Origin of the sequence: Solidesulfovibrio aerotolerans (assembly GCF_009856865.1) — a bacterium.
GTDB classification, from domain to species: domain Bacteria; phylum Desulfobacterota; class Desulfovibrionia; order Desulfovibrionales; family Desulfovibrionaceae; genus Solidesulfovibrio; species Solidesulfovibrio aerotolerans.
In genome coordinates, this window is sequence record NZ_WVUD01000008.1 from 114,467 (window position 1) to 131,498 (window position 17,032).

Consider the following 17,032-nt stretch of genomic DNA (forward strand, 5'->3'; position numbering starts at 1 on the left):
TGGCGGCGACAGTGCGCGTGGCGATTTTTATTCGTTTCGCAGGTACGGTAAAGCTTTTTTCGAGAGCAGCCGCAGCAGTCCGGCCAGTCCCAAAAGGAGTGTCAGCCCCGTTGCAGCGGCCACGATGGCCACGGCCGGTCCGGCAAACAGCCGAAACGGCAGTTCCATGAAAAAGGTCGTAAACCCCCAGGCAATGGCCGTGCCGACGGCCAGGGCCGTGACCCCGGCCAACAGGCCAAGCAGGGCGTTTTCCAGCAGCAAAACGGTCAGGATGGTGCGCCGCGTGGCCCCGCAGACTTTATAGATGACCGCCTCGTAGGCCCGGCGACGCAGGCCGGCGGCCATGGTCTGCACCAAAACCAGCATGCCCGTGACCAGCGTGGCTGCCGCTGCCGCCGACACTGCGGCAGCCACCGTGTCGGCCACGGCCAGCACGTCGTTAAGCGCCTCGCCGATGCCGACGGCCGTTACGTTGGGAAAACGGTTGGTGACGGCGGCAAAGACCGCTTCGCCAGGGCCGGCCCCGGCCGCCTTGTCGGTGTAGGCCGTGGCCAAATGGGTCACCGGCGCGCCGTCAAGGGAGCCGGGCGAAAGCACAAAGACGTAGTTGATGCCAAGTGTCAGCCAGTTGATGCGCCGCAGGCTGGCGATTGTGACTGTTATCTCCCGGCCCAGGACATTGATGGTCACGCTGTCGCCAACGGTCAGGCCAAGGCCCTTGGCCACGCCCTCGTCCATGGAGGCCAGAGGCTCCCCGGCATAGTCCGGCGGCCACCACTGCCCGGCCACGAGCTGCGTCCCTTGGGGCATGGCAGCGGCGTAGGTGAGCCCCCGGTCACCGGAAACGGCCCAGCGCGCCTCCTCCCCGACTTGGCCTTCCTCGGGCGAAACGCCCTTTATCCGCACGATGCGTCCGCGCACCATGGGCGAAGTCTCGACCCGGGTCACGCCGGGCACGGCCCGGGCCGTGGCCAGGAAGTCGGCCAACTGGTCCGGCTGGATGTCCACGAAAAAATAGTCCGGCGCGGTGCGGGGGATGTCGTGGACAAAGGCTTCGCGGAAATTGGCTTCCACTTGCGTCATGGCGCACAGGGTGGAAAGCCCCAGCCCCAGGGCGGCCAGCACGCGCCCCACCTGATTGCCCGGCCGGACCACGGCCCGAAGGGCCAGGAAGAACAGCCCCGGCCGGGTGAGCGGGGCCAGTCGCACGAGCCATACGGCCAGTCGGGCAAAAAGCCAGAAGATGGCGGTGGCCGCAGCCGCCGCAACAACAAACCCCAGCCCCAGGCGACGGTTGGGGGTGGCGGCCACGGCCAGGGCGAGCAGGGCCGCCAGACTGAGCAGCCCCGGCAGCCGGGCGGCCAAGGGCAGCCGTTCGGCTTCAGGCTCACCGTAGCCGCGAAAAAGGACCAGGGGTGAAACCCGGCCGGCCAGGGCCAGCTGGGGCAGGGAAAAGGCCAGTACGGTCAAAAGGCCAAAGGCGGCGGCTACGGCCAGGGCCGCAGGATAGGGGCCGGGCGGCAGGGATACCGGCAAGAGATTCCCGGCCAAAGGCCCGAGCAGCGCCGGCACGGCCGCCCCCAGGGCCAGACCCAGGGCGATGCCCAGACACCCCTGGGCGCCAACGGCCAGCAGATAGGCGGTCACGACCACCCGGCGCGGCGCGCCCAGGCATTTGAGCGCCGCAATGGAGGTGGACCGCCCGGCCAGATAGCCGGCCACGGCCTGGGAGACGCCGATGCCGCCGAGAAGCAGCGAGGCCAGCCCCACCAGCCCGGTGACGGCGGCCAGACGGTCCATAAAGCGGGTCAGGCCCGGTTGGGCCGAGGACAGGTCGCGCACCCGCCAGCCGGAGGCGGGAAAGGCGTCGCGCAGCTCCTTGGCCAGGGCCGCAGCGTTCGCCCCTGGGGGAAGTTTTACGCGGTAGGCATGGCGGGTGAACGTGCTTGGGGTATTCAGGCCCGCCGTGTCCAGGGCAGCCAGGGAGACAAGCAGGCGCGGCCCCAGCACCGACAGGCCGGCCGAAGCGTCGGGGTCGCGGACCAGGGTGGCGCGCACCACAAAGGCGGCGTCGGCAATCTCTAGGACATCGCCAAGGCCGGCCCCCAGGCGGGCCAGCAGTTGGGGGGCCACGACAGCTCCCGGCAGCCCGTCGCGAACGGCCAAAGCCTCGGCCAGGGGCAGGGGCGGGTCCAGGGTCACGGTTCCGTAGAGGGGATAGGCGGCGTCGGCCGCGCGCAAGGAGGCCAGCCCCCGTTTGCCCGGGGAGTCCTGGCGACGGACCATGACCTGCATGGAAACAAGGTGGGAGGTCGGCCCCAGGCGGGTTAGCGCGGCCAGCTCGTCCGGGGCGGCCGCACGCAGGGACAGGCTGGCTTCGATGTCGCCGCCCAGAAGCGCCGCCGCATCGGCCGCCACCCCGGCGGCATAGGCGGCCGACAGGCTGCGCACCCCGGCCACGGCGGCCACGCCCAGGGCCATACAGGCCAAAAATATGCCGAACCCGCGCAACCCGGCGCGTAGTTCCCGCCGGGCCAGCCGGGCAGCCAGCTTGAGATCGTCAAAAAAAGTCATGCCGCACACCTTTCATGCCCGGATTGCTACGGGAAAAGTTGCCGGCGGTCCACGCTTGTCCACAAAAACGCCTTTGCGGGCATTGCAACGCGCTTGGAAATAAGCCAAACATAAACAATCCGTGGACGACAGTGAGAGCGTCCCGGATTTTGCCCGGAATCAATGGCGCGGGATACCACAATGTCATGGGGAGGCCGGCAGTGAAGAATATGAAGCTTGGGGTCAAAATCAGCATCGGGTTTGGACTTTTGATCGCCATCGCCTGTCTGCTGGGGGGCATGGCTGTCGTCAATATGAACAGCGTGGAAGGCCAGTCCACCCGGTTGGTCAAGGAATACATACCGGAACTGGCCATTGCCAACAGCGTCGAGCGGGCTACTTTGCAGATGATGGTCGAAATGCGCAGCTACGGCTACACGGAAGATAAAAAGCAATATGAAGCCGGCATGCGCTCCCTGGCCGAGCTCAAGCGCTCCCTGGCCGAGGCCAAGGCCCATGCGGACAAATATCCGCTCCTGGTGAAGCTGCGGGAAGACTCGGCCAAGGCCCTGGCCAAGACGACGGAATATGAAAAGCTTCTCAATGACACGGTCTCCCGCATCGACGCCATTGCCGGCGTGCGCAAGGTCCTGGACGTTGCGGCCGGCGAGATCGTCAAAAACAGCGAGGCCTATCTCGACAGCCAGCAGAAGCGACTCCGCGAGGAGATCGGTAAAAACGCCGGGGCCGAGGCCCTCCAGGAACGGGCGGAGAAGATCGACAACGCCGCCCAGGCCATCAGCCAGATCACGGCTATCCGCGTGGGCAACTACCGCGGCCAGCTTTTCCGCGATCCGAAATATATTGATGAAGCAGTCAAGGCTTTTGCCGGTCTGGACCAAGCCCTTGACGCCATCCGGGCCAAGACCCGCGAGGAAGTCAATCTGCGCCAGCTGGCCGCCATCAAGGACGGCTCCCAGAAATACCGTCAGGCCCTGCTGGATTTCCAGGATAACTTCAAAGCCCTGCAGGATATCGCCGCCAAGCGTCTGGACGCGGGCAACAGCGTCCAGGAAGCGGCCGAGGAAACGGCCAAGGCCGCCATGGACGCCACCCAGAAGATCGCAGAAGGCGCCGTGTCCAGCCTGTCCACGGCCTCGTCGGTCATGCTCGGCGGGCTGGCCGTGGCCTTGCTCCTGGGCATCATCATCGCCATCCTCTTGACCAAGGCCATCACCGGGCCGGTTATCAAGGGTGTGAGCTTTGCCAAGGCCATGGCCGAGGGCGATTTCACCCGCCTGCTCGACATCGATCAGAAAGATGAGATGGGCGTGCTGGCCGCATCGCTCAATGAAATGGTGGGCAAGCTGCGCGAAGTGGTGGCCGAGGTGCAGTCGGCCTCGGAAAACGTGGCCTCAGGCTCTGAAGAGCTGTCCGCCTCGGCCCAGAGCATGTCCCAGGGAGCCACGGAACAGGCCGCCAGCGTCGAGGAGATTTCCTCGTCCATGGAGGAGATGAGCTCCAACATCAAGCAGAACGCTGAAAACGCCCAGCAGACCCAGTCCATTGCCGTCAAGGCTGCCCAGGACGCCCGCGAAGGCGGCGAAGCCGTGATTTCGGCCGTGGCGGCCATGAAAAATATCGCGGAAAAGATTTCCATTATTGAGGAAATCGCCCGCCAGACCAATCTGCTGGCCCTAAACGCCGCCATTGAGGCCGCCCGGGCCGGCGAGCACGGCAAGGGCTTTGCCGTGGTTGCCGCCGAGGTCCGCAAACTGGCCGAACGCAGCGGTTCCGCCGCAGCCGAGATTTCCGATCTGTCCTCCTCCAGCGTGCGGGTGGCCGAGCAGGCCGGCTCCATGCTGACCAAGATGGTGCCCGACATCCAGCGCACCGCCGATCTGGTCCAGGAGATCGCGGCCGCCAGCCAGGAGCAGAATTCCGGTGCCGACCAGATCAACCGGGCCATCCAGCAGCTTGATCAGGTGGTGCAGCAAAACGCCTCGGCATCCGAGGAAATGGCCTCCACCTCGGAAGAGTTGTCCAGCCAGGCCGAACAGCTCCAGTCCACCATGGCCTTTTTCCGGGTGGACGGGGGCATGGCCAGACGCACCAGCAACCGTCCGATCAAGGCGCTGCCGGCAGCGACCCGCCGACCGGCACCGGCCCGGCGTCCGGCGACCCAGGCCAAGCCCGCTGCCGGCGGCGTGGGCATCAATCTCGATGACAAGGACGACGATTTCGAGCGCTTCTAGCCGTAGCGGCTGTTGGAAAACGATTTGCCAGACCGGGGCCGGACACAGACGTGTCCGGCCCTTTTTTCTTGTTATGTGCCGGCAGGCGGGTGCCCCCTTGACGGGACCCGCCCGAGCGGTTTTGGCGGGTACCTCGGAGCCGGTGGCGGGAACGTTGGGGCGGGATTTTCGTGGGGCGGGACTAGATGTTGCACACGGGGCTTTTCCCCGCCGTCAGGCTGGTGATGGCCGCACGCAACTCGGCGATATCCACGGGCTTGGCCACGTAGCCATTCATGCCGGCGGCCAGGAATTTTTCCCTGTCGCCGGTCATGGCGTAGGCCGTCATGGCGATGATGGGGATGTCTGCCGTATCCGGTCCGGCACGCCCGGCGCGGATCGCCCGGGTGGCCGCCACTCCGTCCATGACCGGCATCTGGATGTCCATAAGGATCAGATCGAAGGGCTGCTCTGTCAGCCGCGCCAGAGCTTCCCGGCCATCCACGGCCGTACACACCACGTACCCGGACTTTTCCAGCAGCCGCTTGCCGGCGAGCAGGCTCACCGCGTCATCTTCGGCAAAAAGGATGCGCAATGCGCCTTGCCCAGCGTCATCCTCAGGCTGCTGCGTGCTTTTTTGCGCCTGCCCCGGCAAGACGTTGGGGAGCGTGAACGGCAAGGAGAGATACATGGTCGTGCCCACGCCCTCGGTGCTGTCCACAGCGAGGGTGCCCCCCAGCAGGGCCACCAGTTTGCGCACAATGGAGAGTCCAAGCCCTGCCCCCTGGAAGCGGCGGGTGTAGGAACCCTCGGCCTGGGTGAATGGCTCGAAAATAGTGTGCAGGAGTGCGTCGGCGATGCCGATACCGGTGTCGGAAATGGCAAAGAGGACGCGCAAGAGGCCGTTTTGCAGGCCAAGGGGCGTCACTTCGACGCGGACCCCGCCCGTGTCCGTGAATTTGATGGCGTTGCCGATCAGGTTAAAAAGAATTTGTTGCAGCCGGGACTGGTCCCCGACCAGGCACGGCGGCAGGCGCGCATCAAGGGTAAAATCCAGGGCCAGGCCTTTCTCTTTGGCCTCCAGCGCGAAAATATCCAAGGCTGCTTCCCGCTGGCCGGCGAGGGTGAAGGGCGCTTGGCGCAGCACGATCAGCCCGGCCTCGACCCTGGACAAGTCGAGGATGTCGGACAGCAGGCGCGTTAAGCGAACCGTGGATTTGACGGCGGTGACCAGATATTCCTTTTGCTCGTCGTCAAGGGTGGTGCTGCCCATGAGTTGGAGCATGCCGAGAATCCCGTTGAGTGGCGTGCGGATCTCATGGCTCATGTTGGCCAGGAATTCGGATTTGGCTTTATTGGCCGAATCAGCCGCCTGTCTGGCCTTTATGAGGTCTTCGATGTCGATTTCGATGCCGTCCCAGACGATGTGGCTGCTCAGCAACCGCCGCGGCGCGGAGGTGAAATACCGCCAGCGCGTCTCGCCGGAAGGCATGGTGACCCGGACCTCGGCGCTAAATATGGACATGTGTTCGAGGGCAAGGGCTTCCCGTTCGACAATGATACGCCGGTCCTGGTCGGAGATCTGGCCATAGAGGCATTGCGCGTCGGCCAGGGCCTGGGCCGGGCTTACGCCATGCAGGGCGGCCACGCCGGCGCTGACGTAGGTGAAGCGGCGTTCGTTGCCAGCAGCCCCGAAGTCCAGTTGATAGACCATGCCATTGGGGAGGTTGTCGCTTAAGGATGCGAGCTGGGCTTCGCGCTCCCACAAGGCGGTTTCGGCCTTGTCGCGATCAAGGATGCGCCACACGGAATCCATGAGCAGCGTGAGCTGGCAGACATCGGTTGGCGTGTACGCGCCGTTTTTATTGGCCACGCCGACAACCGCAACGATGGTTTCTCCCTTAAAAATCGGGATTGTCATGAAGGAGTGCAGGGGGGCATGGCCAGGGGGATAGCCTCGCTTGAACGGATTGGGCGCATGAAAATCGTTTACGATGATCGGCTTGCGTTGTCGCACCGCTTCACCCCAGAGACCGGTTTCGTCGAGGGCGTAGCTGGTTTCCGGCGAGGTGATGGTGCAGGCCTCCATGACGTCTTTGGTCCAGGAGTTCAGCAGAAAACGTCTGTGCGCCTCGTCGTAGTGGTACAGATAGCCAAATTTGCTGCCGGTGAGCCGGATCGCCTCGTCCAGGGTGAAATCCAAAAAATCCTGCGAGCAGGTAAACGGATGTTGGAGGATGTGGACAAGCCCCAGCAGCCAATCTTCGTTGCGGCGGATGGCGTCCTCAGCCTGCCTTCTCTGGGTGACCTCCCGTTCCAGTTCGCTGTTTCTGGCTTCGAGCTGGCTCGTGCGTTCGGCGATTTGTTCCGCAAGGTCGTTTTGTTTGTCCTGGAGCTGTTGTTGTTGCTCCAGCCGTTCCAGGAGCAGGGCCAGCATGCTGACGGCATTGCCGAGCAGCTGGTGCTGCTGGGCTGGCAGGGCGGCCATGTCCCCCTGGACCAGGAAGCCGCCGTAATGCGCTGTCATGGTGTCGAGGTTGAGCGTTGCTGCCGCATCTTGGGCCGGGTCAGCCGTATAGGCCAGGCAAAGCCCTGGCCACAGCGCGTCCACGGCTTCGGTGAAGACCCTGATGACCAGTTTTCTGTCCGAGAATTGCGCCAGGTTGAGCAGGAGCAGGAACAGATCGTGCGCGATGTCTTTCGTGTCAGCCACGGCGGAGGAACTCAGGGGCGTTTTTGGCCAGCCAGATATCCGGGTCTTGGAAAAAAGGATTCTGGGTGACGACGCCTTGGCTGATGGTGTACGGATGGGTTTGCAAGACCTGCATGATGGTCTTGCCATCAAATTTGGTGACATCGTAGAGGCAGATGCTGATCCAGGGCTTTGCGTTAATAAAGTAGTTGAGCCGGGACTCATAGGCCATCAGATTGTCCACGCCGGGGATGGCCTCCAGCGCCCAGTCCATTTCCGCGGCGGCCCGGACGTTTCTTTTCCCGTCCCGTTGGCTTTTTTCAAAAATAGCGTTCAAACTGTCGTCCATGGCCCAGGGCGAGAATTTTCCGTCAGGATAATAGAGCGTCTTGGCGGAAAGAATCTGCAGGCGTGTGGTGTCAGCCATATGCTTTTCGCAATGCGGACAATGCTTTGGGAATTCGTGCAGAAAGTCTTCAGGGGTCCGCTCGACGGGACAGTGGCACTGGAGATCGCCGGCCAGCATCCCCTGGGCAAGATAGCCCATAATGATGGCGTCTCGCTCTGCTTGCGTTTCGTACAGACCGCAAAAATGGGTGCCCCAGTTGCAGGTGTAGTTCCCGAAACCGAGGTCGAGGGCTGGCTGTCCTGACGTAGTGATATGCATGGCCATGCTCCTGGTCGCAAACGGAAACTCAATACATGGTGTCGTATTGCGACACTGCCGGTCCCGTCAGGCGGGGAGAGGTCGCGCAGCAATGCCGTCAAGTCCTTGGCAGAGTATGCGGCAGATCAAAGTCGGAATCAATACAATTACGTCCGGCGGCGGTAGGTCGCTTACGAAGGGAGTGGTTTTGGCCCATGCAGGCGGACAGTATTTATGGGAACTGTCTTCACATACTTTTGCGCTCAAAGTGGCAATACCAATGCTCTTGAAATGCTGTGCTGCCTTGCAGGGTTGCTTGGCCACCGGCCAGCGGCAGGCAAGCTGGCCGGGTGAACTGGCCGGGCAAACCAACGCAAACGGGGGGCCACTTGGCCCCCCGTTTGCGTTATTCGTCATAGTGCCTGCGCGGACAGGCTTTCTGCAAGCGCGCCTAGATTTCGAACAGCGATTCCAGGTCGGTGCGCGTGAGCGACTTAAAGGCGTCCTGTCCCGGGATGACCGCCTCGGCCACGTCGCGCTTTTGCTCTTGCAGCTTGAGAATTTTCTCCTCAACCGTGTTCTGGCAGATGAGTTTATAGGAGAACACCTGCCGCAACTGCCCGATGCGGTGGGTACGGTCGGTGGCCTGGTTTTCCACTGCCGGGTTCCACCAGGGGTCGTAGTGGATGACGTAGTCGGCGCTGGTCAGATTAAGCCCCGTGCCGCCGGCCTTGAGCGAAATCAGGAAGACCTTGATGTTCTCGTCCTGGTTGAACTTGTCCACCTGGTCAAAACGGTCTTTGCTCGAACCGTCGAGATAGCAAAAGGGCATCTGGCTGATGGTCATCCAGGAGCGGATGATGTGGAGCATCTGCACGAACTGGGAAAAGACCAGCACCTTGTGGCCTTCCTCGATGCAGTCGGTGATGAGATCCTTAAACGCATCGAACTTGCCGGAGGGCAGATTGGTGTTGACCCCGGGCAGGTCGAGCTTGAGCAGGCGGGGGTGGCAGCAGATCTGGCGCAGCTTGAGCAAAGCGTCGAGAATCGACATCTGCGACTTGGCCAGCCCCTTTTCATCCACCGTGGCCAGCACCTGCTCTTTGAGCTTTTTAGCCAGAGCGGCATAGAGTTCGAGCTGTTCGTCGAGCAGATTGCAGTAGTAGGTGTTTTCCACCTTGGGCGGCAGATCCTTGGCCACTTCCGACTTGGTGCGGCGCAGAATGAACGGTTTGACCCGGCCGCGCAGGTAGTCAAGGGTCTCGGCGTCGCCGTCCTTGATGGGCTTGACGATGCCGCGCTGGAAGGCGTTTTGGCCGCCCAAAAAGCCCGGCATGAGGAACTCGAACAGCGACCACAGCTCGAAGAGGTTGTTCTCGATGGGCGTGCCCGACAGGCACAGCCGCGTCTTGCCGTTTAAGCGGCGCACCGAACGGGCGGTGATGGTATTGGGGTTTTTGATATTTTGGGCTTCGTCCAAAATGATGGCGGCAAATTCGTATTTGAGCAATTCGTCGAGGTCGCGGCGCAGCAGGGCGTAGGTGGTGATGACCAGATCGGATTCGGCGATGCGTTTGAACATGTTTTCGCGCCGCGCCCCGTAGATGACGAGCTGCTTGAGCTCGGGCACGAATTTCGCGGCTTCACGTTCCCAGTTGGGCAGCACCGAGGTCGGCACCACGATAAGGTTGGGACCGCGTGCCCCGCGCTCCACGTTGTGCTGAATAAACGACAAGGTCTGGACAGTCTTGCCCAGGCCCATTTCGTCGGCCAGGATGCCGCCGAAGCCGTATTCGCGCAGGAAATTGAGATAGGAAAGCCCCTCGGCCTGATACGGCCGCAAGCTGGCGTTTAAGCCCTTGGGGATGCGCACCGGGGTGATTTCCTGGAAGCTGTGGATTTTCTGGCGCAGGCTGTTCCAGAACGAATCCGTGCGGGCTTCGGGCATGTCCTCCAGCAGCTTGTCCAGGACCGGGGCCTCAAACTGCTTAAACCGCGTCTGGGGCGGCTTGTCCGTGTCGTAACCAAGGGCGCGCAGCTTGTGGGCCAGCTTTTCCAGCCACGCCTCGGGCAGGCTGGTGTAGGAGCCGTCTTTGAGCTGGACATAGCGCTTGCCCTGGGTCCAGGCCTTCCAGATTTTATCGATGGGCACCCGCTGGTCGTCGTACTGGACCTGCAGGTCGAGGTTAAACCACTTGTCCTCTTCCTTGGACTCCACTTCCGCCACAATAACCGGCGTGGTCAGGCGCACCTTGTAGCGGGTGAGGTTTTTCTCGCCAAAGACCCGGTATTTTTCCACCAGCTTGGGGTAGGCGTCGAGCAAAAAGACAATGGCTTCTTCGGTCTCCAAAAACCAGTTAGCATTGTTGCGGGCCTGGAAGCGCATGTCCACCAGCATGGTGATAAGGGCCTGCTCCTGGTCGCAGTCCCGGGCGATCAGATAGGATTTGCCCTGGTGCAGATATGAGGCGGTCATCAGATCCGGGTTGGGGCCGGTGACCGTTATCTCGCCGTGCTCGGTCTGGTAGACGTTTTGGATTTGCAGTGTCAGCAGGCTGCCTTCTTCGTCCAAAAAGATCTTGGGGTCGTAGTTGGCCGGCACGAAAAACGGCTGCATTTTGACCAGGAATTCCTCCTGGCCGTACAGGTCGGTCATGGGCAGATGGGTCCAGACCCGGTCGAGAAACTCCGACACGTCGGAGGTGGGAATAAACGGCGGTGCCTGCGTCATATCCGACACGAGACGGGGGGGCAGGCCCGTCTGGACCGGATAGAAGGCGTTTTTCCAGCACACCCAGATGGGCATCTGGCCGTAGAAATAGACTTCCTGGCCGAGAATGGAAAAGGGCGATTTGCCGGGGGTGCCAAGGAGTATGTCAAAGGACAGGCCGTCGTCGGAGAGCTTGGGGGCAAGCTGCAGGCGCATGGTCTTGGACTCGATGCGCACCGGCTGCTCGGTGTCGCGCCAGTAGAGGTAGTATTCCTTGCCGATGGCCCAGAAAAACCAGGCGAGCAGACCGGCCGGCAGTTCCACCCGATGGCCGGCGTAATCGAGATGGTGCTCGAGCATCGCGGCCACCACCGGCAGGGTGGGGGAAAGCTCGGACCAATCCGGGTTCTTGATGATCTGCTCCAGGGTGATTTCGGAATGGACCTGGGAGATGCCGGACTTGTTTTGCCTGGCCCGGAAAAAGGCCACCTGCAACCGTCCCGGTTCGGGATGGAAGCGAAAGATCAGGTAATGGCGGCCGGGTTCTGGCTCGGGTTCGGTGGAGAAATAGGTGCGAAAGGTCTGGCGCCATTCCCCGCGCGCCGGGTGGGCGGGGGTATCGCGGTCTTCGTGGCCGCCTTCTTCGTCTTCCAGGGTGCGGATGCATTTGAGCGCCGTGGCCCCCACGTGGCGGCATACGCCGGAAAAGGAATCCGGGCAGTTGCAAAAGAAGTTGACGCTGCCTTCTTTGAGATTGACCGAGAGTTCCGAGGCATACACCTGGAAATCGTCGCCCTGCACCTGGCCTTCCACATCCCAGAAATGGTCGTGTTTATTGATGGCGAGCTTCTGGATGCCGCCGCCGGCCACGATGGCGTGGGAGCCGTCCAGAATGTATTCGGGGATGGTCTCGCGGACAAATTCCCCGAGCAGCGCCTTGATTTTGGTTTCGTCGTTTCCGATGGCCATGGACCGAAGACTCCTTGGTGCGGCGTATCTGCGTCCGGCAGCCCGCAGCCAAGCCGTTTGCGGCAGAGCGGGGAAGGACGAGTCCGGGCGACTTACCCTATTTCAGACCAATTTGGAACGGAAATGTTATCGGGCCGGCGTGTGCCGCCGGCGAGGCTTGGCCTGGGGAAAAAGCGCTTTTATTTTTGGCTGGCCCCGTATATATTTTAGCTGGCGAGGGCCTTGCGCATCCGCACCAATACGTTGTTTCGGGCGGGCGTTGCAAGCGAAAAGGAGAACTATGCGTCTGGCGCAAGCGGTATTTTTCGTCCTGGTTTCCGGAGCGCTGCTACTTGGCGGTTGCGACCGCCCGCCTGCGGGCGGGCAGAAGAGCCAAAACGGCCCGTCCCCGACGGCGGCTTCGGCCCCGGCTTCGGGCGAACCCGTGACCGGCGGGCGCATCGTTATGGCCACCATTGGCGAGCCCTCCAACCTGATCCCCCCCCTGGCCTCGGATTCCGCCTCCCACGAGGTGGCTGATCTGCTCTATGTCTCGCCGCTGCGCTTTGACAAAGACATCAAGCTCGAATGCTTTGCCGCCGAGCGCTTTGAGGTGCTCGAAGACGGCAAACTGCTCAAATTCCAGTTGCGCCCCGGCATCCATTGGACCGACGGCGTGGAACTGACTGCGGCAGACGTGGAATTTACCTATAAGCTCATGATCGACCCCAAAACGCCCACGGCCTATGCCGAGGACTACAAAGCGGTCACCAGCTTCACGGTGACCGGCACCTATTCCTTTGAAGTGCGCTACGCCGAACCCTTTGCCCGGGCGCTGGTGACCTGGGCCGGGGCCATCCTGCCCAGGCATGTGCTGGAGGGCCAGGACATGATGACCACCAAATATGCCCGGGAGCCCATCGGTGCCGGTCCCTACATCCTTGACCGCTGGGAGCAGGGCCGCAGCGTCACACTTCGGGTCAATCCGGATTATTTCGAAGGCCGGCCCTACATCGATCAAGTGGTCTATCGCATCATCCCCGACACCTCGACCATGTTTTTGGAACTCAAAGCCGGAAACCTGGACATGATGGGACTGACTCCCCAGCAGTACCTCTACCAGACCACCGGGGCGGGCTGGGCCGCCGACTGGCAGAAGTTTAAATACCTGTCCTTTGGCTACACCTACCTCGGCTACAATCTCAAAAGTCCTTTTTTCACCGATGTGCGGGTGCGTCGGGCCATGGCCCAGGCCGTCAATAAGGAAAGCATCATCAAGGGGGCGCTGTTGGGCCTTGGCCTGCCCACCGTCGGACCCTACAAGCCCGGCACCTGGGTCTATAACGACACCATCACCGATTATGCCTACGATCCGGCGGCGGCCAAGGCCCTGCTGGCCGAGGCCGGCTGGCAGGATCGCAACGGTGACGGCATCATCGAGGACGCCTCGGGCCGGCCGTTCGCCTTTACGCTGTTAACCAACCAGGGCAACGAGCAACGCATCAAGGCCGCCACCATCATCCAGAGCGAGCTGGCCGCCATCGGTGTCAAAGTCGAGATACGCACCGTGGAATGGGCCTCGTTTCTCAAGGAATTCGTGGACAAGGGCAATTTCGACGCCGTCATCCTGGCCTGGAGCATTGCCCAGGACCCGGACAACTACGATGTCTGGCATTCCAGCCGGGCCGTGCCCGGGGGACTCAATTTCGTGGGGTATAAAAACCCCGAAGCCGACGCCCTGCTGGAGCGCGGCCGGCGCACCGTGGATCAGGCCGAGCGCAAGAAAATCTACGATGCCTTCCAGCAACTGCTGCACCGCGACCAGCCCTATCTGTTCCTCTATGCGCCCTACAGCCTTCCGATCCTCTCGGCCCGCATCCAGAACGTGGCCGTGGCCCCGGCCGGTATCAGCTACAATTTCACCAAGTGGTGGATTCCGCGCGACAAGCAGACCTTTCGCCTGGAACAGTAAACCCGCGCGGGCGCGCCAATAACCGGCCGCGCCCGCCGCCACGGCCGCCTCCCGGGCACGAGGCCGGGACAATCATGATCCGCATCAACGAAATTCTGGACAAGACCGCCCTGTATCTGACCGAACAGGAACAGGCGCTCATCACCAAAGCCTACGTTTTTTCCGCTGCCGCCCATGCCGGGCAGGTGCGTCTTTCCGGCGAACCCTACCTGTCACATCCCCTGGAAGCCGCCGGCATCCTGGCCGATATGCGGCTCGATGCCGCGTCCATTGCCTCGGGGCTGCTCCACGACACCGTGGAGGACACCAAGGCCACGGTGGACGAGCTCGAAGAGCTTTTCGGCGAGGAAGTGGCCGACATCGTCGATGGCGTCACCAAGATCAGCCTCATTCCTTTTGAAACCAAGGAAGAAGCCCAAGCCGAAAACATCCGCAAGATGATCCTGGCCATGGCCGAGGACATCCGGGTGGTGCTGGTCAAGCTGGCCGACCGTTTGCACAACATGCGCACGCTGGAGTTTCAAAAGCCCCACAAGCAAGCGATTATTGCCCAGGAAACCATGGACATCTATGCCCCGCTGGCCAACCGGCTGGGGCTGCATCGCATCAAGACCGAGCTTGAGGACTTAAGCTTTAAATATCTCAAGCCCGACCTCTACAACCAGCTCGTGGAAGGGGTGGAAACCCACCACACCCTGGACGATACCTTTATCGACCGGGTCATCGCCCATATCAACGAGCTGCTGGCACCCAACGGCATCAAAGCCCGGGTGTTCGGGCGGCGCAAGCACCTGTGGAGCGTGTTCAACAAAATGCGCGTCCAGGAGCTGACCATCGATCAGGTCCATGATCTGGTGGCCTTTAGGGTGGTGGTGGAGACCATTCGCGAATGCTACTCCGCCCTGGGGCTGGTCCACTCCCTGTGGAAGCCGGTGCCGGGGCGCTTTAAAGACTATATCTCCATGCCCAAGGCCAACATGTACCAGAGCCTGCACACCACCGTGGTCGGGCCTGGGGGCGAACGCATCGAGATTCAGATACGCACCGAGGAGATGCACCGGCTGGCCGAAGAGGGCGTGGCCGCGCACTGGAAGTACAAGGAACGCGAGAAGGGCAAGTTCAATCCCAAGGACGTGGAGCGCTTCCAGTGGCTGCGCCAGATCATGGACTGGCAGCGGGAATTGACCGATTCGCGCGAGTTTGTGGCCAACCTGCGCTTTGATCTTTTTCAGGACGAGGTCTACGTCTTTACGCCCAAGGGCGATGTCAAAGAGCTGCCCGAGGGCGCAACCGCTGTGGATCTGGCCTTTTTGATCCACACCGCCATTGGCGAACACTGCGCCGGGGCCAAGGTCAACGGCCGGCTGGTCCCCCTCGATACGCCGCTGAAAAACGGCGATACCGTCGAGATCATCACCGACAAAAATCGCCAGCCCAACCGCGATTGGCTCAAATTTGTCAAGACGGCCAAGGCCCGCATGCGGGTCAAGCATTTCATCCGTACCGAAGAGCGGGAACGCTCCATTGTCCTTGGCCGGGACATGCTGGACAAGCAGGGCCGCAAAGACGGCGTCAATGTGGCCAAGGCCATTAAAGACGGGTCCATGCTGACGGTGGCCAAGGATCTGTCCATGTCCTGCGTCGATGACGTGCTCTCGGCCGTGGGCTATTCGCGTCTGACCCCCAAAAAGATCATTGTCCGGCTTATGCCCAAGCGCGAGGGCGAAGAGGCCGAAGCGGCGGCGGCCAAGGCAGAGGCCCATGCCGCCACCCCGGAATCCGGGCATGTTCCCAAGGGCAAACCCGGGGAGAGCGTGCGCATCGAGGGCGTGGACAACGTGCTGGTGCGCCTGGCCCAGTGCTGCAACCCCGTGCCCGGCGACGCCATCGTGGGCTATATCTCGCGCGGCCGGGGCGTGGTGGTGCACACCCACGACTGCCCCAATGTGCGCAATCTCGAGTCCGAACGGCTCATCCAGGTCCATTGGGAGGGCCAGAAGGAACAGCCTTATCCGGCCGGCCTGTCCATTTTGGCCAAGAACTTGAAGGGCGTGCTGGGGAAAATTTCCAACCAACTGGCCGAGGAAGGGGTCAACATCGACTCCGGGGCCATTCATTCCAATGTGGACGGCACCACCCAGCTGACCTTCCGTATCGAGGTGCGCGACGCCAGCCATCTCTACCGCACCATCGAGCGGCTGCGCAAACTTGACGCCGTCATCGACGTCAAGCGCCACGCCGTCACCGACGAACTGGGGTTCAGTGCCGGCGAGCGCAACGAGGACCACCCCGACGGGGTCTACGGGATGGGCGGCGGCGCATGATCGTGCGGCTGGCCCTGACCGATTTTATGGCCCACGAGGGTACGGTGTTTGATTTGGCTTCTGGGCTTAATGTGCTCACCGGTCCCAACAACACCGGCAAATCCGCCGTGGTCGAGGCCCTGCGCTGCCTGTCGGAAAATCCGCCGCCCAAACACGTCATCCGCCACGGCGCGGCCGAAGCCCGGGTGGAGGCGACCCTTGAGGACGGGGTGACGGTGACCTGGGTGCGCCGGGCCAAGTATGCCCTCTACGAGGTGCGCCGGCCCGGGGTGGAGGAGCCGGAAACCTACGCCAAAATGGGCAAGGGCGTTGTTCCCGAGGAAGTGCAACGTTTGTTGCGCCTGGGGCCGGTCCGGCTCGATGGCGACGTGCCCGTGGACGTGCACATCGGCAACCAGCGTGAGCCTGTTTTCCTTTTAAATGACTCCGGGACGAAGGTTGCCGGCTTTTTTGCCGCTTCCACCGAGGCGGCCCATCTCATCGCCATGCAGGCCCGTCTGACCAAGCGCGTCAGCAAAACCAAGACCGAAAAAAAACGCCTGGAAAAAACGCTGGCCGCCACGGCCAAGAGCCTGGGCCGGCTGGCTGCGCTGCCGGAGCTGGAACTGCGCCTGGAAGCGGCGGCTGACCGGGAAGCCGTTTTGGCCGCCGGCGAGGCCGCAAGCGCGCGCCTGGAGCAGCATTTGGCCGCTCGTCAGGCCGCAACCGGGCGCATCGAAACCCTGGCACACACGGCCAAAACCCTGGCCCGCTTGGCCGCGCCGCCGGGGCTGGTCCCCACCGCCGCTCTGGCCGAAGGTGTCGCGCGGCAACAGGAACTGTCCCGCCGGGTGGTGCGGGCAGCCGGCCGGGAGCGTGCCCTGGCCCGGCTGATCCCGCCGCCGCTTCTTACCGACACGGCCGCCCTGGCCGCCCGCCTGGACGCGCTGCGTCGGGCCGGAGCCGCCGCAACG

At 62.4% G+C, this 17,032-nt stretch carries 8 protein-coding genes; 4 read left to right on the forward strand and 4 right to left on the reverse strand.

What is annotated here, in order from left to right; genetic code table 11:
* Positions 1–27 precede the first annotated feature (27 nt).
* On the reverse strand, positions 28–2,574 hold the full coding sequence (locus tag GTA51_RS07050; RefSeq protein WP_160959835.1) for an ABC transporter permease: 2,547 nt from the start codon (positions 2,572–2,574) through the stop codon (positions 28–30).
* Positions 2,575–2,774: 200 nt separating this feature from the next.
* Here GTA51_RS07050 and GTA51_RS07055 point away from each other — a divergent pair, with 200 nt between their 5' ends.
* Positions 2,775–4,808: a methyl-accepting chemotaxis protein gene (locus tag GTA51_RS07055; protein WP_160959837.1), complete on the forward strand. Its 2,034-nt coding sequence runs from the start codon at positions 2,775–2,777 to the stop codon at positions 4,806–4,808.
* A gap of 181 nt (positions 4,809–4,989) precedes the next feature.
* Here GTA51_RS07055 and GTA51_RS07060 read toward each other — a convergent pair whose 3' ends face one another.
* The 3 genes from GTA51_RS07060 to GTA51_RS07070 form a co-directional block, all read right to left on the reverse strand.
* The gene (locus tag GTA51_RS07060; protein ID WP_160959839.1) at positions 4,990–7,500 is read right to left on the reverse strand and encodes a GAF domain-containing protein; all 2,511 of its coding nucleotides are present in this window, start codon (positions 7,498–7,500) and stop codon (positions 4,990–4,992) included.
* Positions 7,493–8,146: an MEDS domain-containing protein gene (locus GTA51_RS07065; RefSeq protein ID WP_160959840.1), complete on the reverse strand. Its 654-nt coding sequence runs from the start codon at positions 8,144–8,146 to the stop codon at positions 7,493–7,495. The genes GTA51_RS07060 and GTA51_RS07065 overlap by 8 nt, the downstream gene beginning before the upstream one ends.
* A 430-nt stretch (positions 8,147–8,576) precedes the next feature.
* A complete protein-coding gene (locus tag GTA51_RS07070; protein WP_160959842.1) occupies positions 8,577–11,804 on the reverse strand; it encodes a DEAD/DEAH box helicase in 3,228 nt (1,075 codons plus the stop codon).
* A gap of 280 nt (positions 11,805–12,084) precedes the next feature.
* Between GTA51_RS07070 and GTA51_RS07075 the strand changes: the two genes are divergently transcribed.
* The 3 genes from GTA51_RS07075 to GTA51_RS07085 form a co-directional block, all read left to right on the forward strand.
* Positions 12,085–13,755, forward strand: a complete 1,671-nt coding sequence (locus tag GTA51_RS07075; protein ID WP_160959843.1) for a peptide-binding protein — start codon at positions 12,085–12,087, stop codon at positions 13,753–13,755.
* Positions 13,756–13,829: 74 nt separating this feature from the next.
* On the forward strand, positions 13,830–16,079 hold the full coding sequence (locus tag GTA51_RS07080) for a RelA/SpoT family protein (RefSeq protein WP_246198026.1): 2,250 nt from the start codon (positions 13,830–13,832) through the stop codon (positions 16,077–16,079).
* Positions 16,076–17,032 (forward strand): AAA family ATPase (locus tag GTA51_RS07085; RefSeq protein ID WP_160959845.1); only part of this gene is annotated, 957 nt, incomplete at its 3' end. The genes GTA51_RS07080 and GTA51_RS07085, both read left to right, overlap by 4 nt.